Raw genomic sequence first — 19,648 nt, forward strand, 5'->3', positions numbered from 1 at the left:
CATTGACCGCCACACTGGACCTTCCTGAGCAGAATCCCGACCTGGTCCTCGACCAGAGCGCCGACGACTACTGGAACCACTACCAGCTGACCTTCGCGCTCTACAGCGTCAGCGACCGTGCCATCCCGTCCGCCTTCGACGGACTCAAGCCGGGCCAACGCCGCCTGCTGTACCAGATGTACGACTCCAGATTGCTGCCCGGCAACAAGCCGCAGAAGTCCTCCAAGGTCTGCTCGGCCGTCACCGGCAACCTGCACCCGCACGGCGGCGCCTCGATGTACGGGGCAGCCGCGTTGATGGCCGCCGAGTTCCAGCGCGTGAAAGTCATTGACGGGCAAGGCGCTTTCCCCCGCATCCAAGGCGACATCCCTGCCGCTGACCGCTACACCGAGATGCGGCTGTCGGCACCGGGTGCGGCACTGACCGCCGAGCTTGCCGACCATGCCGTGCCGATGGTCTCGACCTTCGACGGCGAGTGGATCGAGCCGACAATGTTGCCCGCCCAGTGGCCGGTGTTGCTCTGCAACGGTGCGGTCGGCATCGCCGAAGGCTGGGCCACCAAGGTGCCCGCACACAACCCGCGCGAGATCATGGCCGCCTGCCGGGCACTGCTGAAGACCCCGAACATGACCGACGACCGGTTGGTGAAACTCATTCCCGGCCCTGATTGGGGCTGCGGCGCCACCGTGGTCGGCGCGACCGGGTTGCGGGAGTACATCACCACCGGGCGCGGCCAGTTCACGGTGCGTGGCACGGTGTCGGTCGAGGGAAAAAACGTCATCGTCACCGAGCTGCCACCCGGTGTCGCGAGTAACACCGTGCAGGAAAGGATCCGGGCCCTCGTCGAGTCGGGCGAGATGTCCGGGGTGGCAGACATGTCGGACCTGACCGACCGCCGCAACGGGCTGCGCATCGTGGTCACCGCCAAACGCGGCCACGATGCCGAAACGATCCGTGAGCAGCTGCTCGCCCTGACGCCGCTGGAGGGCACGTTTGCCGCCAGTCTGGTCGCGCTCGATGAGGACCGGGTGCCGCGCTGGTGGTCGGTGCGGGAACTGATCGGCGCTTTCCTGCATCTGCGCGATTCGGTGGTGTTGCGGCGCAGCGAGTATCGGCTAGACAAGGTCACCGACCGGCGTCACCTGGTGACCGGCCTGATGCAGATCCACCTCGACATTGATGCTGCCGTCGCGGTCATCCGCGGATCCGACACCGTCGATGAAGCACGCACCGGGCTGCAGGAGCGATTCGGGATCGATGCCGTACAGGCGGATTATGTTCTGGCTCTGCAACTTCGGCGTCTGACGAAGCTCGACGTCATCGAGCTGCGGGCGGAGGCCGAGAAGCTGGACGCCGAATTCCTCGAGCTGACCGAATTGGTGTCGAATCCCGATGCGCGTCGGGTGGTCATCGACAGCGAGCTCGTCGAGACCGCGAAACTGTTCAAAGGCGCCGAATTCGACCGTCGCACGGTGCTGGACTTCGACGCCACCCCGACCGCATCGAGTACCGACGAAGACGGCGTCCGTGAGCGTAAGTCCAACGCCGCGTGGCGACTTGACGATCGCGGCGTGTTCTCCGACAGTCACGGCGAGCTGCTGACCTCGGGACTGGGCTGGGCGGTGTGGACCGACGGGCGAATCAAGTTCACCACCGGCAGCGGTCTGCCCTACAAGATCCGTGACATTCCGGTGGCGCCGGACATCACCGGGCTGGTGCGGTCGGGGGTGCTCGCGCCCGGATCGCATCTTGCCTTGGTGACGCGACGCGGGAAGGTGTTGCGAATCGACCCCGCCGCGGTGAACCCACAAGGCGCGGCGGGCAACGGTGTTGCCGGAGTGAAGTTGGCGGCCGACGGCGACGAAGTGATTGCCGCCTTGCCCCTCACGTGTGAGAACGGTGAGGCCATTCTGTCGATATCCGAAAAGGGCTGGAAGGTAACCGAAGTCGCCGACATCCCGGTCAAGGGCCGCGGCGGCGCCGGCGTCGGCTTCCATCCGTTCGTCAACGGCGAGACTGCGCTGCTTGCGGCAGCGGTCTCCCCCGCCGGGTTCATCCGCGGTAAGAAGGCCGTGCCGGCACAGAAACGCGCCAAGGCATCGGTCAAAGGCTCCGGCAGCGACATAACACCCGCTACATAGTCGGCCGGGCCCCCAGCGGATGCGGCTCGGACGCGAAGATATTCAGCCCGAGCACGCGGGACAGGTAGGCCGTGGCGCGCTGTCCACGCACGCTGTTGCCCGCCACGTCCAGGGGTGGTGAGTAGGTGCCAATGCCCGCCTTGCCGGGTGCGATCGTGACCAGGCCGCCGGCCACCCCGGATTTGCCGGGCAGGCCGATCTCGAAAAGCCATTCCCCGGAACGCTCGTAAGCGCCGTTGGCCGCCAGGATTGCCAGCGTGTCGCGGCATACCCCCGCCGATACCACGCGTCGCCCGGTGAGCGGGTTGACTCCACCGTCGGCCAGGGTTGCACCCATCACCGCCAAGTCCGCAGCGGTTACGCGTAACGCACACTGCCGGGTGTAGACGTCGACGACGGCCAGCGGATCCTTTTCGATGCGTCCATAGCTTTCCAGCAGTCGTGCAATGGCGCGGTTGCGTTGGTTGGTCTCTGATTCCGATTGGTACACCGCCTGATCGAGCTCGAGGGACCGGCCCGCGAACTCCGATAGCCCCGCCACGATGGTGTCCCACTGCTCATCTGGAGTGCTTCCGGGTACCAGCGCGGTCGTTGCGATGGCGCCGGCGTTGACCATCGGATTCATCGGGTGGCCCTCGTTGAGCTCGATGGCGATCACCGAATTGAACGGCAGGCCAGTGTTGTTCACTCCGATCCGATCGGCCACTACCTCGTGGCCGTATGCCTCGCAGACCAGCGCATACACGAACGCCTTGGAAATCGACTGAATGGAGAACTCGACGCCGATGTCACCCGCGGAGTGCACGCCACCATCTGTCTCGACGACACAAACCGCGAACCAGGCCGGATCGGCCTGCGCCAACACCGGAATGTAATCGGCGACCGCCCCGTCAGAGTCCGACTTGCAGCGTTGGTACGCGGCCTCGACCAACGATTGCACCTCGGACCGCGCTGGCAAGTTCCCCGTGTAGGCGTGTTGCGTGACGTCGCCGACCCGGACATCCACCTCCAGGCCCCCTTCCCGTGCCGAGCCGCCAAGAAGCGGACACGACGAAGCCTAGGCACCATCGCACCTAGTGTCTGGAAGACGGCCGTGCCAATCAGCTGGGCTGCACAGGGACGATTTCAGTGCGTGCGACGGCTTGCTCACGATCCACGGACAATGCGGTCCGGCGCGGATCAGCCATATAGCGGTCCACCGCCTCTTGCGACGCCCATTCGAACAGCTGGATCTCCAACGGCCTACCCCCGGCAGCACGCCGGCCAGACTCCCACGGCGGCACACGATCCCGCTGCGCTGGCCTTACTGTGGACGACGTGGATTGGGAGTTCGAGGCCGAGGTGTTCCAGTGGCGTGGTCCTGCCCCGTACTTCTTCGTCGCCACGCCCCCGCACGTCGACGACTTCCTGCGCGCCAACCTCGGCGAGCTGACCTACGGCTGGGGTGTCATCCCCGCCCGGGTACGGATTGGTGACACCGAGGTGACGACATCACTGATCCCGAAGGACGGCGGATATCTGGTACCGCTGAAGCTGGCGATACGCCGTCCCGAAGGTATCGACGACGGCGATGCCGTGCGGGTCCGGCTGCGAGTCGGCCAGTAACCAAGACCTGTCCCACTGCCTACAGTTTCTTCGAGATTGTCGAGACTGACATCGCGCGCTGTCATATGTTGCGACGACGGATAGCAACGACGGCGGAAGACCAAGGGGACATCGATGCTGATGCGTCGTTTCGGGTTGGCCACGGTGGCGCTCGGTGTAGGACTCGCCGCCGCGACTGGGCACACCGTGGCGTGGGCCGACGACGGCCATTCCGATTCGTCGAACCACAGTGTTGGTCATCCGGGTTCGAAACAATCCTCCGCCGGACCCAAAAGGGCGACGAGTGGACATCGTCCGCAGAGCAAGCAGGCGGGAGTCGTACCGCCCGCAGGGTCGGTGTCCGGTGCTTCTGACGGTCGGAAATCCGTTGGCGCCCAGCCGAATGCGATTCTCACGTACCCAAGGGTGGCAGCCACGACTGCGGCGCAAGTCAAGGTTGCCGCGCCCACCACGTCGGCAACACCAAGCCCCCCTGGGCCGGTGTCGCCGATCGCCCAAATCGCTGCCCTCCCGGGCCGCGTCATCAACGCCGTGCTGCAAACGCTGGGCTTCACCATCTCCGCCACGGGCCCGAAGAGCCCGTTCAACTTTGCCCCGCTTGACGACGCGTTGTTCGCAGCATTCCGGAGGTTGGAAGACGCGGCGGGATTGTCCAGGATCCCGACTGTGCAGCCGGTGCTGTTGCACCAGACGTACGACGGTCCCACGGATGCGAAGACGCCAACGGTGGCGCAGTTCCTCAACGCCGCGTCGGCCGAGTACGTGCTGGGCGGCACGCCGGGCGGGTTGCAGCCCTTCACCGTCAACGGTGTCCCGATGAGATCCACCAACCTGCTGTCGGGTGAATCCGCGCAGGTGTGGGTGACGCCGCAGCAGCAGATCATCATCGCGTATCAGGGCACGACGGGCGGCACCAACCTGCTCTTCAATCCGCTCATCGCCATCAGTCAGCTGATCGCCGACACTCAGGTGATCGTCACCCACACCACTCCCCAGGCGTTCACCGACTCGCTGGCCTTCGAGCGACGGGTGGAAGCTGCGGCCGCCGAGCAGGGATACAGCGTCGACGATCTCTTCGTCACCGGGCATTCGCTGGGCGGGTGGGAGGCCGAGTACGTCGCACAGCAGGCGGGCCTGAGCGGCATCGGATTCGAGAGTCCCGGTATCAACACGGTCGTGGCCGGCAATGGCGCTGACTCGGGGTTTGTGAACATCGAGACGTACGGCGATCCGGCGGCATACCTGGCCACCGATCTGCCGGGGTTGCAACCCTTCATGCCCGCCTATCAGGCGGGAGGGGGAAGTAAACCCCACTACGGCTCGATCGTGTTGATCGGCAACCCGGATGCCATCGCGCCGCTGCTCAATTCCTCGGCACTCTGGGGCACTGGTCCTATCGGAGATGCCATCTTCCTGGCCGACTTCTTCGGCAATTTCTTCGAGCACCATCTGCCGGGTATGCAGGCCTACAACCTGGGAGTCAGCCTCGATCCCGGTGTGGTGCCGTGGCTCGGGGCGACGATGGGTCCCGTGCTTGCGTACGAAGACTTGACGATTCCTCAACTAAAGGTCGCGGCCTCACAAGCGGGGCAGTTGATCACGCCGTAGTACGGTTCGGCCAACGGAAACTGGTTTGAAACTGACCAACCCGGTAATTCTCCCGTGTACGGCAGTGCATCAACTGCCCCATACGGATCGGATTGATCATGATTGTTCTTGGCATCGTCCTCCTCCTGATCGGCTACTTCACTGGCATCTCGATCCTGTACACCATCGGCGGCATCCTCGTGTTAGTCGGCGTCGTCTTGTGGATTTTGGGCGCAGTCGGGCGCCCCGTTGGCGGCCGAAAAGTCTGGTTTTAGCGCCGCGCAACGAACAATGCGGGCGTAACTAGCTGAATTGCCCTGGCGCCGAATGGCCGTGTGACTAAGCATGTTTGGTGCTGTGGCATCTGGCGTCAGCAACCGCGCCGCATCCCGCGCAGATGCAAGCAGAGGATGACGGGGCGTGCTGATCCAGGATCATTCACACGACAACCAATAATGGGCGTTCAATCGGCGCCGGCCTCGGGGCCGGCGCCGATTGGGCTCTTCGATCCCTGGCCCACTTCCTGTGCGTCCCTATGTGCGAGCTGTGGCTTGATAAGAGTTCGGTCGCGGCGCCGGGTGTGCTGGGCAAGTCCGCGTAGATTTTAGTTGTGCTTAGTAAGCGCGGCGGGCAGGCCGAGAGGCCTGGGTCGACCACCACTTAAGCATCGAATATCGCGTGGTCGGGAGCGACGCAACCACGGCTTTTGGTCGTTGTCAGGAGGTCGGCATGACGACTCTCAGTCCCCCACCCGTTCGCGAGAACATTCTGCAGTTCGCCGAGGCGGCGGAGCCCGACCCGCCGTCGGGGTGGCGCAGGCTCATCCCCCGCTCGCGCCGCGGCAAGCGGGCCGCCGCGGCCGGATTGGTCGTGGTACTCGTCGCGGGTGTCCTGGGCGCAACGTACGAGACCTCGCCAGGAGGCACTCTCTGGGGTGCCGAGAAGGCGATCTTTCCCGAGCACTCACAAGATGTCGCTCTGGCCGCCGTCGTCAACGATCTGAAGCAGGCACAGGACATCCTCGGCAGCGGGCAGCAACCGACACCCGATCAGCTGACCGGCGCTCGAACCTCACTCAATCACGCCAAACAGGACTTGGACTACCTGTCGCCGTCGCCTGAGCAGGCCAGCCTGCAGAACCTGTATTTGCAACTGACGCAAGAACTTCTGCAGAACACACCCGATTCGGTGCAACAACTTCCCGCGCTGCCTGCACCACCTCCGGTCGCCGACCTGGGCGATCCATCGCAGTTACCGGATGTGGCGCTGACGAGCGCGACCGCACCCAGCTGGGGATACCCGATCTCGGATGAGTCGGGGACCGTCGGACCTGACGACTTCGTCCCGCCACCGCCAGGTGTTCCGGACGCCCCTTTGGGCGACTGGCCGCAGCCCTACGCGCCGCCGCTGACACCGAACCTCCAAGACCTGGGTTACTTCGACCCGTCCTGGGGACAGCTCTACGGATACAACCCCGGCAACTGGTACAACTACGACCTCAGCGGCTACAACCAGTACGGCTACGACTTCCTCGGCTTCGACCGATGGGGCTACGACCGCTGGGGCTATGACAGGTGGGGCTATGACCACCGCGGCTACAACTGGGGTGGCTATAACTGGGCCGGCTACGACCGAAACGGCTGGGATCGCGACGGCCGCAACGACTGGGGCCAACGCCGTGATCACCTCGGTGATCCCCGCGATCAGAACTGGTACAACGGCCACCACCCGTACGAGCAGTACTACCAGTGGAAGTTCCAGAACAACGACCCGGTTTACCACCGCACGCAGTGGGACCAGGCCCACGGATTCAACCCGAACCAGTACCAGAACTGGAACATGAACCGGGACTGGCACAATCCACGCAACCGCGACTGGGCACCGCTGCCGACTAGTAAGTCGATCACCGACGTCGACGTGCGCGCCTCGTCTCCGGTGGTGAACCTGAATGCCTCACTGACACAATTCATCTCCACCGACAAGGTGACGAATTCGGGACCGTCAGTGAAGGACCTCGCGAGCAAATCCACCCGCGACTTCACTCGGGAGCTCGCTCCGCGGGTCACCATCCCGACCGGGTTGCAGCCGGTGTCGCCAGCCATGCAGCGGCTTGCCACACCTGCGCCGGGCCACCAACCATCCATGGCACCACCGGCTTTGACGGCACCCGCACCGGCAGCGCCGCCGTCGAAAGTGTCTCCCGGGTTCACCGCGCCCAAGCTTTCGCCCGTGCCGGCTTACACCCCGCCGAAAGTCGGCCAACCGCAAGGAAGATCCGAGCCCGCACCGGCCAATACAACGCCGGGACGGGGTCCCAATCCGTCCTCGGGACGGACGGCGATCCCGCCCAAGGCTGACTCGCCGAATCCCGCGGCGGCCCCGCCGGCCGACCCAATACCGGCGACCCTCCCTGCCCCGGTGGTGGCTCCTGCACCCGAGGACTCGACGCCGCACCAGGCCAATCAGGTGCCGCGGGCACCGGAATTGCGCGACCGCACAACGACACCGGCGCAAGAAAAGCCACCCCAGCAGCGGGCCGCACCGCAACAACCCGCGCAGGAGGCTCCGGCGCCCCAGGCGCCGGTCCGGCAAGCACCCGTCCACCAAGCTCCTGCGCCGCGGGCGCCGGAGCAACCCGCCCGAGAGGCACCGCCAGCACACGAGGCGCCCGCTCCTGCCCCGCGCCCTGCGCCTGAGCAGCATTCGGCGCCTGCACCGCCGGCGTCCAAGTGCTCAATGCCAATGTGTCGATGACGACACTCCTGCGGCGGTGTACGACCGGAAGGGAGCGATAGCCTGTCTGCAGGAGGTTGAGTCTGATGGAGCCGACACAGAGGCCGCCGAGCGCACCGGTTTTGCTGTACGACGGTGTATGCGGTGTGTGTAACAGCGCCGTGCGCACCATCCTTCGATCCGATCACGACGGATCCATGCGGTTCGCTGCCCTCGACAGTGACTTCGCCCGCGCGACCACCTCTCGCCACCCGGAACTGGTCGGTCTGGATTCCGTCGTCTACGTTCGCAACCCTGGACAACCGGACGAGGTGGTGTACATCCGTTCTGCGGCGCTGTTGCAGGTCGCCAGATACCTCGGTGGCTGGTGGCGACTGACGTTGGCGGCATATGTGATCCCGCCACCGGTGCGCGATTGGCTTTACGACCGGTTCGCAGCTGTGCGCTATCGCATCGGCGGCCGGCACGACACCTGTCCAATTCCGTCAGCCGAAGTCCGAAGCCGATTCCTCGATACCGCCTCCGGCTGACGAGTTAGGCAGCGGTATGACAACATTCGTCATCGATGCGCAGGTGGCCATCGACCTCGCCGCTGGCGGGGCCACTATTCCGCCGGAGCACAGCCTGGTGGCTCCCACGCTGATGCGCTCGCAGGTGCTCGCCCTCGTGTATGGATCGGTGCGCCGCGGCGAGATCGATGAACGCGCCGGCCGGACGATTCTCGACGATTTCCGTGGACTGCGGATCCGGCTCCTCGGTGACCGATCCCTGCAGGACCACGCCTGGCGCATAGCCACCAAGCTGAACTGGCCGGACACCTATCGGGCCGAGTACATCGCCTTGACGCAGCTTCAGGCGGATGCGCTGGCCACCGCGGACACGGAACTCGCCGCTGCGGCGCGCGCCTTCGTCGAAACCGTCTCCCCCGCCGATATTTTGCGGCCATAACGTAACGGTCCGAACTCAGACCGGACACGACCAGCGTGGGAACACTGATACCAGCAGTCACATCGTTAACATCACGCGATGCACGATTGGCCCCCGACTGCCGGCCTCCGGCGATCACGTCCGGTTACCCGGCGTGACGCGCTGCGCTACGCCACGGCGTTGGCCGGTCTGGGTGCGGCGTCGTTGGGTTCCGGCACGCCCACGGCGGCGGCCGCCGCGCCTCCCACGCTGATCGATTTCGCCGCCAAACAGATCCCCGCGCAGGACATCCGCGCTGCCGGCCACTCCGGGGTGGTCAACTACGTGTCCATGTCGCGTCCTGGCTCGACGTTTGGCGCCAAGCCGATCACTTTGCCCTACGCCCAGTCACTGACCGCCGCGGGCTTGGTGATCGTGAGCAACTACCAATACGGCAAGCCAGGAGGGACGGCGCCGTCGGACTTTCTGCGCGGCTATGCCGGTGGGATTGCCGACGCGCGCACGGCCTGGCAGCTGCATACCGCGGCGGGCGGCGGCCAGAGTGCACCGATCTTCTTCACCATCGATGAGGACATCAACCGCGACACGTGGAGCCGCGTTGCGCTGCAGTGGTTTCGCGGAATCAATTCGGTGCTCGGGGTCCAGCGCACGGGGATCTATGCGGGCATCGATGCGTGTGAGTGGGCCGCGGTCGACGGTGTTATCGGGAAGTCGAGCACGCCTGGGCGCTGGTGGGCCTGGCAGACCAAAGCCTGGTCCGGCAATCGGGTCCACCCCGGTGCCGTTCTCTACCAGCGCGTGGTGGCCACGGCGTCGAATCCGGGCCCGCTGGTCGGCGGACTCGAAGTCGATGTCAACGACGTCCTGGCCTCCGATGTCGGCCAGTGGAATCTGCATCGCTGACCGCTAGGCCAGCAGCGCCACCACCGCATCGGCCAACGTCGCACGGGCAATCTCGAGATCCGAGGTGAAGCCGATCTGTCGTTCGTTGCTCAGGCCCCGGATCGCGGCGGGCAGTAGACACCGGACGCGGTACAACTTCTCCGGATCGAGGTCGAGCCCGTCCATCAGGTAGTCGAAGCCCTGAATCCAGTCGAGTTCGCGAGCCGCAAATGCGGCAGCCGTTCGCGGATATTCGACCGCGATATCGGAACGGCGTGCCGGCAACGAGGTACGCAGCGCCGTGAGCGCCCGCCCCTCGGTGGTGTCCAGATAGTTCCAGACTGAATCGATGACAGCGTCCACCCGTTCGCGCAACGTGGGGGTGCGCGTCGGCCGGGTATCCGGATTAGAACTCCAACTGCGGGAATGGATCTCGGTGATCACTGCTACCCACAGGCCGTCGAGGTCGCCGAATTGATGTTGCACCGTTCCCCAGGTGACCTCCGCGTCTTTGGCGATGCGGTTGGCCGACACCGGCTCGCCTCCGCTATCGGCCAGGCAGCGGATAGCGACGTCGAGCAGACGCGCACGGGTCTGGAGGCCGCGCTTGTTCAGCCGGGTGCCCGCCGCCGACTGGGTTACCTCGGAGGGAACCGTGGCTTCCCACTGTTCCCGAGCGCGATCGGCCTGCGCGGCGGCTGATCTGTCAGATCTGGTCAGGCGAACCTCCCCGGATTCGCCGCTACAGCCCGACGCAGCGGCGGGCGCGCGTCCCGGTATGCCTGAACGACGGGTGCGAGCTCGTGCGGACTGGCGCCGTGCATGATGACCGAGTGCACGCCCAAATCGTATTGTCGAGCAATGGTTTTCGCGCAGTCCTGCGGCGATCCCTTGGCCACCGAATCCAGCCAATCGGCGGGGATCAATTCGGCGATTCGCTTCAGCGTATCGACCGACGCGCTGGCATCGATGGGTCCAGCGGTTGCCGCGTCGGTGAATAGCTCGGACTGCCGGATGCCGTCCCACGTCGACCGATCCCAGCCGTTGGCAGACACCAGCACGTCTGGGTAGGCCTGCAAGTACGTCGCCAGCCGGCCGACCCCACGACGCAGCTGGTCTTCCGGCGGCAACGCGTCGGGAACTGTCGCCAGGCACGCCCAGATCCGGACGCTGTCGGGATCCTTGCCCGCGCGTTCGGCTCCCCGGCGCACCGCAGCCACTGACGCCGTCGTTGCCTCATCGGAGAAAAAGGTATGCAGCACAACGAAATCGCCGATCTCACCCGCGAGTTCCATGGTCTTGGGGCCAACCGCGACCAACCCGATGGGTGGTCCGTCGGCCAATCCGCTCACGTGGCGCAGCAGCGGCCACTTCCCTGCTGGGCCGTCGTGGTCGATGATCGTTTCGCCGCCCCAAAGCCGTCGCAGGATCGTGAAGAAGTCGCGTAGCCGAGCCTCGGTCACCACTGGAAGACCGATCGCCTGCCAGTAGGCCGCCATTCCGCGTCCGAACGCCATGGCGAACCGGCCCTCCGTCAGCGCGTGCATCGTTGATCCGACTGTCGCAGTGACGGTGGGATGGCGGGTCTGATAGTTCGTCGACGGGGCGATGCCCAGGGTCGTGCTGCAACCTGCGAGTGCGCCGGACAGCACGCCCGCGTCCTTGACAGTGAACCGTTCACCGATGTGGCAGGAACCCAAACCGAGCGCCTCCGCCGTGCGAGCCTCAGGGAGGACCACCCGGACATCTGCAGGGTGCCTGGTCACGGCGTAATAGCCGAGTTCGTTGAGCTGGCCGCTAGTGCTCATGATTGCCTTCCGTGCGGTGGACGTCTAGCACTCTCACCGCCGAGACGGCAATTGTCAATGAACCTTCTCAATAACTTGTGAGTTCTCACAGCCCACCGATACGCCTCGTCGAGCTACTTGCTAGCTGATCGTCCTACGTTGGGACTACACGGGAAGGCGCAGCGTGAAATCTAGGCAACGAGCGACCAACGTAGCTTTCGTACCGGTCCTGATGTTCGGATTGCTCTGGGGTGCAACAGGAGTGGCGAACGCGGCCCCGAGTAGTTCGGGCTCCTCATCCAGCGGGTCCAGTGGTGGCAGCAGTCCCAGTGGTTCGGGGCCGTCGGCGTCATCGCCAATACTGCCCACCGATTCAGGGCCATCGTTGTCGACGAGTGGGGGTTCGGCACAGAGCGGCGCGTCGCCAGGCTCGGCCAGCGCTCCGGACTCAGCGCCCAGCGGACCTCAAGGGGCGCCAGGCCCAGGCGTGCCTGATGGCGGACCACCCCATGGCGGATACCCGGGGCAACCCGGACGGGGGCCGGGCAACCGCCCGCCGCCCGATCACCTGCCCCAACCGATTGTGGAACCACCGCTGCCGGACATCGACACTCCAGAGGTTCCGCCCACCTGCGACCGCCGGCCCGGGGACGCACCGCCTCCACCCGGCGAGCGGGGTTGTCGGCAATAGCCTCACGCGCTGTAGCGCTCACCCAACTTGGTCAACGTGGCCTCGATGCCGCTCGCATTGCTCTTGGCGAAGCCCGTCCGCTCGTAGTACTTCAACGTGTCTTTGATCGGGCCGGTGTCGCGATAGTCGAACGTCTCCGTCACCCGGGTCAGAGTCGGTGTGAGAGAGGCGAATTCCCACCGCCACCGATGGCCGAATGGGTGGCGCCACTCGAAGAGTTCGTCGGGTTTGACGGCGGTGACGGTGCTCGTGAGCCGGTAGGGCACCCCGTACATCTTCATCGCCGTTGTGAATTTCGTTCCGGTGACTACCTGGTCTGCGCACTTGATGTTGTCGCGGACGGTGCCCGAACCGTCCAACTCGTGGTGGCGGCGAGGATCAGCGACCATGGCGAATAGTTCGGCCGCGGGGGCGTTGACTTCTATCGAGCGGCTGACTTGGTTGGGTCCCGCGTCAACGATGGTGACGGGCATGATCGGCCCTTCTGTTCACGAGCCGTAAGTCGGCGTCGTCGTATGCAAAAGATACTCGCCGCGCACAGAGTCCACCCCACTCTTTGGTGTCGGCTGAGCACTCGCTAGCGTCAGTTGGACATACGAACGGAGGGTCACATGGCCGAGCGCATTCCGATGGTCGACTACCTGGTGCTCGACGATGGTGAACCCCATCTGGTCGCACATGAGTGCGTGGCATGTGGTGCTCGGTTCTTTGACCGGCGCAATGCCTGCGCGAGCTGCTTCGCCACCGAATTCTCGACCGTCCCGGTGGCGACCGAAGGCACCGTCCGAACGTTCACCATCGTCACCTTTGCCGCGCCGGGTGTGCCTGTCCCCTTCGTCGCCTCCGTGGTCGACTGCGACGGCACCCAGGTACGCGCCAACCTCGTCAACATCGAGCCGGACCCCGCACACGTTCAGGACGGTATGAAGGTGCGCCTGAGTACCTACTCGCTCGGCGCCGACGCGAACGGAACCGAGGCAATCGGCTTCGGCTTCGAGCCGGTCGCGTGATGTCCCCACTGTTGAGCCCTGCCAAGGAGATGCGATGAGTGCCAGCGACGAAATCTGGATCCTCGGTATCCGGATGACCAAATTCGGCAAGCACGCCGACAAGGACACCATCGATCTGGCCGCCGAGGCGGCGACAGCTGCCCTCGCCGACGCCGGCGTCACCATGGCGGACATCGGCGTGCTGGCTGCCGGCAACCTGATGAACGCCAGCGCCGGGATCGGCCAGCAGCTGCAGAAGCAAATCGGCCAGACCGGCATCCCGGTGTACAACGTGGCCAACGCGTGCGCCACCGGCGCCACCGCACTGCGGACGGCGATCATGGCGGTCAAGGCCGGCGAGGCGCGCTACGGCATGGCTGTTGGTGTGGAAAAGCTTTCCGGCGCCGGACTTCTCGGTGCGGGTGGCCGAAAGAAGGACGACGCTGATATCTGGTCGCCGGCGGGCCGATTCGGTGCCGTCGCGCCGATCGACGGGCGTATCGGCACGGAGTCCATGCCCGGCGTGTTCGCCCAGATTGGCACGGAGTACGGCCACAAGTACGGCGGCACCAGCTTCGAGCTCTTCGCCAAGATCAGCGAAAAGAACCATGCCCATTCGACATTGAATCCGCTGGCCGCCTACCAGAAGAGGTTCACGCTCGAACAGATCATGAACGACGTGATGATCGCCTACCCGAATACCCGGCCAATGTGTTCGGCCAACTGTGACGGCGCCGCCGCGGCGATCGTGTGCAACGGTGAGACACTCAAATCCTTGTCGCTCGAACAACGTCGGCGTGCGGTCAAGGTATCGGCCTCGGTGCTCACCTCCGACCCCTACGAAGCGGGCTGCCAGGTACTGCCGAACGTCAACACGCTGACGCGCAACGCCGCCGTCACCGCTTACGAGCAGGCCGGCGTGCCGCCCAAGGACCTCGACCTGGTCGAGTTGCACGACTGCTTCGCAACAGCGGAATTGGTCCACTACGACAACCTGATGCTGTGCGAAGAAGGCGGCGCCGCCGACTTCTTCAACTCCGGCGCCACCTGGCGTGACGGCTCGACGCCGGTCAACGTCTCCGGTGGTCTGGAGTCCAAGGGACACCCCATCGCGGCAACCGGCATCGCCAATATCTGGGAGATCTGTCACCACCTGCGCGGTGAGGCCGGCGATCGGCAGATCGAAAACGCCAAGGTCGGCTTGGCCCACGTCATCGGACTCGGATCGGCATGCGGCGTCCACATCTTGGAGAAGTCCGCCGCCTAAGCGGGTACGAATGAGGCATGACATCTGCCAACGCACGCCCCAAGGTACTCATCATCGGTGGCGGGTTTGGTGGCCTGTTCTGTGCCCGGCGGTTCGGCCGCGTCGACGTCGACGTGACGCTGTTGGATCGTTCTGCGTGCCACGTGTTCCAGCCGCTGCTCTATCAGTGCGCGACGGGAACGCTGAGCATCGGTCAGATCAGCCGATCGCTGCGCGAGGAATTGGAGCATCACCGCAACGTCACCACGTTGCTTGGCGAGGCTATCGAGCTCGACCCCGACGCGCGACGCGTCACAGCCCGTCGTCCTGACGAGACGGTTTTCCACCTCGACTACGACTACCTGATCATCGCGGCCGGCATGCGCCAGTCCTACTTCGGCAACGAACATTTCGCCGCCTGGGCACCGGGCATGAAGACGCTCGACGACGCACTCAGCATCCGCCGCCGAGTGTTCGCCGCGTTCGAGATCGCCGAGACCTTGCCGCCCGGTCCCGAGCGGGATCCGTGGCTGACGTTCGCCATCGCCGGCGCGGGTCCCACCGGTGTCGAATTGGCCGGGCAGATCCGGGAATTGGCCACCCGTGCGCTGGCCAACGAGTTCCACAGCATCCAACCGGAGGACGCACGAGTGCTGCTGTTCGACGGCGGCGACCGGGTGCTCAAGGGCTTCTCGTCAGGGCTGTGCAAAGACGCATCGCGGGTGCTCGAAAAATTAGGTGTGGAGCTGAAGCTGGGCACTCATGTGACGGACGTCCGGCGCGATGGTGTGAGTGTGTGCCCCAAGGGCGGTGGGCCCAGCATTGATTACCCCACCCGTACGGTGCTGTGGACCGCCGGTGTCGAAGCCGTGCCTTTCGCGCGGCATGCCGCAGAAGTGTTGGGCGCCAAGAGCGATCGATCGGGGCGCATCGCGGTGGACGCCGACCTTTCGGTGGCGGGGCGCCCCAAGGTGTTCGTCATCGGCGACCTCGCCGGTCGCGATGGGCTACCGGGCGTCGCGGAGAACGCTATGCAGGGTGGCCTGCACGTGGCCGCCTGTATCAAGCGTGATCTCGGCAGCACCACCCGCAAGGCCTACCGCTACCGCGACCTCGGGTCGGCGGCGTACATCAGCCGCGGCCATGCCCTGCTACAGGCCGGGCCGATCAAGCTCACCGGCGTCATCGGGTGGCTGGGTTGGGCGTTCATCCACATCGCGTTCCTCACCGGCGTGCGCAACCGCTTCAGCACCGTCGGCACGTGGATTACGAGCATCGCGCGCGGCGATCGCAGCGATCGGACGTTCATTCTGGGCTCATCCGGGCATCCTCACGAGCCCTACACCTGGGGTCCGATGTCAGGCCTTCCTGACCGGAGACGGCACGGCGAGATCGGTGAGCGCGGAGGCCCGCCCGAATAGGTGGCCTTGCGCCAGTGTGCATCCGGCCATGAAAACCGTCTCGGCCTGCTCGGTGGTTTCGATCCCTTCGGCGATCACGGTGAGGCCCAACGCCTCACACAGGCCGATGACCGAGCGGTACAGCGTGAGGTTTCGCCCGGGCTCGACGCCCATCGCGAGGCCACGGTCGAGTTTCACCACCTGCACCGGCAGCTCGTGCAGGTAGGTCAAGGAGTTGTAACCCGCACCGAAGTCGTCCAAGGCCACTCTCATGCCGAGGTCGGTCAAGCGTCTGATGGCGGCCGCGCCGTCGGCGAGATCAACAATGGGAACCGTCTCGGTGATCTCCAGGACCAGTCGGTGCGCCGGTAGCCCATGCCGGGCGAGTATGCGGCTGACAGCACGTTCGAATTCGACGCTGCCGAGTCGTGCGGCACCGATGTTGATGTGCACGTCCAGATCCAGGCCCGAGGCTTGGATCTGCGAACAGGCTAGATCGAGAACCATGGCATCGAGTTGGGCGCCCATGCCATTTGCTTCGGCCAGTGAGACGAAGGTCTGGGGCGGAATCTGTATGCCACTGGGGGTCTTCCATCGGGCAAGCGCCTCCACCGCGACCGGGATGCCTTGTGGGAGTGTCACTATCGGCTGGTATTTGAGCTCAAACCCGGGCGGGATGCCCCCGTTCGCGTGCCGCAGCGCCGTCGGAAAATCCTCCGACATGCGGAACGTCGGCCGGTAGACCACGGCGGTGTCTTTGCCCAGCCGCTTGCCGGTGTACATCGAGTTGTCAGCCTGCCTGAGCAGATCGTCGGATGTCGGTGGAAAACCGTCAGCCCCGGGACTCACCAAGCCCATGCTGGCACGCACCCGCACGGACGTCCCGTGCACCGAGAACGGACTTCGAAGTGCCACCCGCAGCTGGTCGGCCACGATTTCGGGCGCCCCGACGACACCGGCGATCAGAATGGCGAACTCGTCTCCGCCGATCCGCGCCAGCATGTCGCCCGGTCCAAGACACCCGTCCAGGCGTGCGCTGATCGCGCACAACAGCTCGTCGCCGGCGGCGTGCCCAAACTGATCGTTGACCTCTTTGAAGTCGTCGATGTCGACGAAGATCAAGACGAAGGGTCCGTCGCGGATCGCCTCGTCCAGCCGTTGTCCCAACAACACTCGGTTGGGTAGGCCGGTCAATGCGTCGTGGTGAGCCTGATGGGCCAGCCGGCGCTTGGCGTCGACGAGCTGCGCGGTCAACATCCGCTGGACCCGCATCGCCACCACGTAGCGCGTCGCGACAAGCAATGCCATCGCCAGAAATATGCTGATGAAGATGGGGTCGATGCTGCGCCCGATGAGCACGTGGAACGTGAGCAGTGCGGTGCTGCCCATGAATCCCACATAGGGCAGTGTCAATTGCGCCCAGTTGGTCGGCTGTTCCGTCTCGTCGTGGTCGGGTCGGGTCCGTGGCGGGAATTCGAGCAGACTCAACGTGATCAGCAGCGGAGCGATAACGAATCCGCTGGCGACCCACGGGTCGAGCGCCGTCACCGCGACATTCCGGAAATAGGCGAGCAGCCGGTCCGAGGAAGTCAGGGTCATCACCGCGGCTGCCAGAAACATGTAGTTCGCCCGACCCGGTCGGTACCGCGGATACCACATCGCGAGCAGCACCGCGCCCACCACCACGACGAGCTCGACAGCGGCGATACCGACGACGACGGCGGTGTTGGTGGACCGCGGCAGCGCGGCGCCGTCCATGGCGCCCGACCGGGCGACGTACACCAGATGTGAAAACGCCAGCGCCGCCAGCAAGCCGTCGAGAACGGTGGTGACGACTCCCGGCCATACCCGTACCCGCCTCTTGGTGTTGCCTTGGTGGCCAGAGCGCACAAGAAGCACCATTGCCGTACCGAACAACAGACCGGCGAGAAAGTATCCGGCGACTGCTGCCGCTGGCGCGTCATGGTCGGCCGCGTGACCCAGCCGCGAGAGGAGCTCGGCGGTCAAGAACGCGGCTATCGCGGCGAGTAGGGACACTCGCCACCACCGCGACAGGCCGGTTACTCGGCGCGCGACCACGAGCCCGACAACTAATGCGACAACGCACAGGTTTGCTTCGAGGGCGAACTGAACGCGTTGCGCTGTCTGCTCTCCCCACAGACCGAGCGCGTTCAACCCTGCCGCGGCGACGACGACGGCAGATAGCCCATAACGCAAGCGGCGGCTCTCAGACGACAACGCGCCCCCTCCAGCCCGCGATGTTGACGTCCAAATATCCTGGCAGAAGAGTTTCGCGGCTGGACCGTTATCGCCCAACTAAATACACCCGGTGTTGACGCGGTGCGGTACCAATCTGGGCACTAGCTGGACGAGATGCGAAATCCACTCCCCTGCAACGTTATCCGCTGCGGCGTAGGTATCTCCCGAGTAGGACGACGATTTCGTCTTCGAGTTCGTCGAGATCGACGGGGAGCTCCGTCGTGACGAGTCGGTGTACGAGCGATTCGATCGTGGTCACCACCACGTGTGCGGTGAGGCGGCTGCTGGATGGCACGCTCGGATGCGCTTCGAGCAGAGCGGCGGTGCCCTCGACTGCCTGCCGCTCCAATTCGTGTATGTGGGCCAAGAAGTTCGGCGCGCGCGGCGCTTCCTCGAACAGCACTCGGTGCAGTCGCGGATTGTCGCGGTGGTTGTCGATCGTGGCGCGGACGAATACACGTAGGGCGTCGTCCAGATTCGCGGGCAATCCGGTGAGGGTCCGCTCGGCGATCAAGCGGGCGCCGGCGTCGGCGTGGGCCTGCATCAACGCCCGCAGCACGGCGTCTTTGTTGGGAAAGTATTGGTACAGCGAGCCGATCGACACCTCCGCGCGCTCGGCGATGCGATTGGTGGTCCCCGCGGCGTAGCCGTATTCGGCGAAAACCTGAGCCGCCGCGTCCAGGATGCGCTGCCGGGTCTCGGCGGCCCGACGTTGTTTTGGCTGCTTGCGCTGGCGGAAGCGGTCGGAGGGAGCGATCGTCGGCCTCCCCGGGAAAAGCGAGTAGTCAGCCAGCGTCATCACCGGCAGACTTAGGCTAACCTAACTCGCTCGAAGGAGTGCCGAGAATGCGGACCATTCGCCACGAAACCATCCTGCCAACAACCGCAGAACGGGTGTGGCCGGCCATGCTCTCCCCCACGACGTTCCTCTATGTCTGCAAGGGCCTCTTCGGAGTACCCGCGCTCGCCGGGCGCGCGGAGTCATTCCGCGAAGGTGAACGCGGAACCGCCTGGCTCTTCGCCTTCCATGTCATTCCCGCCTACCGTCACACGATCGAAGTCCTCGATGTCGACGCGGCCTCGCGCACGGTGCGCACCCACGAGCGCGGCGGCCTTCTCGCGGCGTGGAATCACACCCTTCACGTCGAGACCATCGACGACGCCACCTGCCGCTACGTCGACACCGTCGACATCGATGCCGGAAACGTGACGGTCCTGGTGATACCCGTCGCCAATGCGATATTTCGGCACCGCCAACGGCGTTTGCGAAGGCTCGTGCGCCAGCATCTCCTGCCCGAGGGCACCGCCTATGCTCGCCGCGGTGTTGAGCTTTGCTGAGCAGTCGCCTAGCATAGGCACGACGACACGCTCGGTGCGGGGGGCCAGCACTGAGGAGGTTGG

General features: G+C 65.0%; 18 protein-coding genes. 12 read left to right on the top strand and 6 right to left on the bottom strand.

Annotation, left to right across the window (positions count from 1 at the left end):
- Positions 1-2: 2 nt before the first annotated feature.
- Positions 3-2,141, top strand: a complete 2,139-nt coding sequence (locus SLQ31_RS14965) for a DNA gyrase subunit A (RefSeq protein ID WP_319433889.1) — start codon at positions 3-5, stop codon at positions 2,139-2,141.
- Here SLQ31_RS14965 and glsA read toward each other — a convergent pair.
- On the bottom strand, positions 2,134-3,147 hold the full coding sequence (gene glsA / locus SLQ31_RS14970; protein WP_319433891.1) for a glutaminase A: 1,014 nt from the start codon (positions 3,145-3,147) through the stop codon (positions 2,134-2,136). The two genes, SLQ31_RS14965 and glsA, sit on opposite strands and share 8 nt — an antisense overlap.
- Before the next feature lie 311 nt (positions 3,148-3,458).
- On the opposite strand from glsA, the gene SLQ31_RS14975 reads away from it, so the two are divergent.
- From SLQ31_RS14975 to SLQ31_RS15005, 7 genes are all read left to right on the top strand, one after another.
- Positions 3,459-3,746, top strand: a complete 288-nt coding sequence (locus tag SLQ31_RS14975) for a DUF1905 domain-containing protein (RefSeq protein ID WP_319433893.1) — start codon at positions 3,459-3,461, stop codon at positions 3,744-3,746.
- Between the two features lie 405 nt (positions 3,747-4,151).
- On the top strand, positions 4,152-5,354 hold the full coding sequence (locus tag SLQ31_RS14980; RefSeq protein ID WP_319433895.1) for a hypothetical protein: 1,203 nt from the start codon (positions 4,152-4,154) through the stop codon (positions 5,352-5,354).
- 98 nt (positions 5,355-5,452) lie between these two features.
- Positions 5,453-5,608 carry a hypothetical protein gene (locus SLQ31_RS14985; RefSeq protein ID WP_319433896.1) on the top strand — a complete coding sequence of 52 codons (156 nt, stop codon included), beginning with the start codon at positions 5,453-5,455 and terminating at the stop codon, positions 5,606-5,608.
- Positions 5,609-6,062: 454 nt separating this feature from the next.
- Entirely contained in the window at positions 6,063-8,087 is a 2,025-nt protein-coding gene (locus SLQ31_RS14990) for a hypothetical protein (protein WP_319433897.1), read from the top strand.
- A gap of 65 nt (positions 8,088-8,152) precedes the next feature.
- Positions 8,153-8,596 carry a thiol-disulfide oxidoreductase DCC family protein gene (locus SLQ31_RS14995; protein WP_319433898.1) on the top strand — a complete coding sequence of 148 codons (444 nt, stop codon included), beginning with the start codon at positions 8,153-8,155 and terminating at the stop codon, positions 8,594-8,596.
- A 16-nt stretch (positions 8,597-8,612) separates the two neighbouring features.
- Positions 8,613-9,014 carry a type II toxin-antitoxin system VapC family toxin gene (locus tag SLQ31_RS15000; RefSeq protein WP_319433900.1) on the top strand — a complete coding sequence of 134 codons (402 nt, stop codon included), beginning with the start codon at positions 8,613-8,615 and terminating at the stop codon, positions 9,012-9,014.
- A gap of 78 nt (positions 9,015-9,092) precedes the next feature.
- On the top strand, positions 9,093-9,896 hold the full coding sequence (locus tag SLQ31_RS15005; RefSeq protein ID WP_319433902.1) for a DUF1906 domain-containing protein: 804 nt from the start codon (positions 9,093-9,095) through the stop codon (positions 9,894-9,896).
- 3 nt (positions 9,897-9,899) lie between these two features.
- Here SLQ31_RS15005 and SLQ31_RS15010 read toward each other — a convergent pair whose 3' ends face one another.
- The 3 genes from SLQ31_RS15010 to SLQ31_RS15020 all read right to left on the bottom strand — a co-directional run bounded on the left by SLQ31_RS15010 (position 9,900) and on the right by SLQ31_RS15020 (position 12,826).
- The gene (locus SLQ31_RS15010) at positions 9,900-10,409 is read right to left on the bottom strand and encodes a TetR/AcrR family transcriptional regulator (RefSeq protein ID WP_319433904.1); all 510 of its coding nucleotides are present in this window, start codon (positions 10,407-10,409) and stop codon (positions 9,900-9,902) included.
- A gap of 182 nt (positions 10,410-10,591) precedes the next feature.
- On the bottom strand, positions 10,592-11,683 hold the full coding sequence (locus tag SLQ31_RS15015; RefSeq protein ID WP_319433906.1) for a TIGR03857 family LLM class F420-dependent oxidoreductase: 1,092 nt from the start codon (positions 11,681-11,683) through the stop codon (positions 10,592-10,594).
- A gap of 672 nt (positions 11,684-12,355) precedes the next feature.
- Positions 12,356-12,826, bottom strand: coding sequence for an SRPBCC family protein (locus tag SLQ31_RS15020; protein ID WP_319433908.1), 471 nt, complete (start codon positions 12,824-12,826; stop codon positions 12,356-12,358).
- A 138-nt stretch (positions 12,827-12,964) separates the two neighbouring features.
- Between SLQ31_RS15020 and SLQ31_RS15025 the strand changes: the two genes are divergently transcribed.
- Genes SLQ31_RS15025 through SLQ31_RS15035 form a run of 3 tightly spaced genes read left to right on the top strand, consistent with a single transcriptional unit; the run spans position 12,965 to position 16,009 of the window.
- The gene (locus SLQ31_RS15025) at positions 12,965-13,363 is read left to right on the top strand and encodes a Zn-ribbon domain-containing OB-fold protein (RefSeq protein ID WP_319433910.1); all 399 of its coding nucleotides are present in this window, start codon (positions 12,965-12,967) and stop codon (positions 13,361-13,363) included.
- 34 nt (positions 13,364-13,397) lie between these two features.
- On the top strand, positions 13,398-14,609 hold the full coding sequence (locus tag SLQ31_RS15030; RefSeq protein ID WP_319433912.1) for a thiolase family protein: 1,212 nt from the start codon (positions 13,398-13,400) through the stop codon (positions 14,607-14,609).
- 17 nt (positions 14,610-14,626) lie between these two features.
- Complete coding sequence (locus tag SLQ31_RS15035; RefSeq protein ID WP_319433914.1) at positions 14,627-16,009, top strand: NAD(P)/FAD-dependent oxidoreductase; 1,383 nt, start codon at positions 14,627-14,629, stop codon at positions 16,007-16,009.
- Here the strand turns inward: SLQ31_RS15035 and SLQ31_RS15040 are convergent.
- The gene (locus tag SLQ31_RS15040; protein ID WP_319433916.1) at positions 15,947-18,025 is read right to left on the bottom strand and encodes a putative bifunctional diguanylate cyclase/phosphodiesterase; all 2,079 of its coding nucleotides are present in this window, start codon (positions 18,023-18,025) and stop codon (positions 15,947-15,949) included. The two genes, SLQ31_RS15035 and SLQ31_RS15040, sit on opposite strands and share 63 nt — an antisense overlap.
- Before the next feature lie 361 nt (positions 18,026-18,386).
- The gene (locus tag SLQ31_RS15045) at positions 18,387-19,046 is read right to left on the bottom strand and encodes a TetR/AcrR family transcriptional regulator (protein ID WP_319433918.1); all 660 of its coding nucleotides are present in this window, start codon (positions 19,044-19,046) and stop codon (positions 18,387-18,389) included.
- Between the two features lie 47 nt (positions 19,047-19,093).
- Between SLQ31_RS15045 and SLQ31_RS15050 the strand changes: the two genes are divergently transcribed.
- Positions 19,094-19,585 (top strand): hypothetical protein, encoded by a 492-nt coding sequence (locus SLQ31_RS15050; RefSeq protein WP_319433920.1) that lies wholly within the window; start codon positions 19,094-19,096, stop codon positions 19,583-19,585.
- The last annotated feature ends 63 nt before the right edge of the window (positions 19,586-19,648 follow it).

The organism is Mycobacterium sp. RTGN5, from assembly GCF_033804465.1.
Taxonomy (GTDB): domain Bacteria; phylum Actinomycetota; class Actinomycetes; order Mycobacteriales; family Mycobacteriaceae; genus Mycobacterium.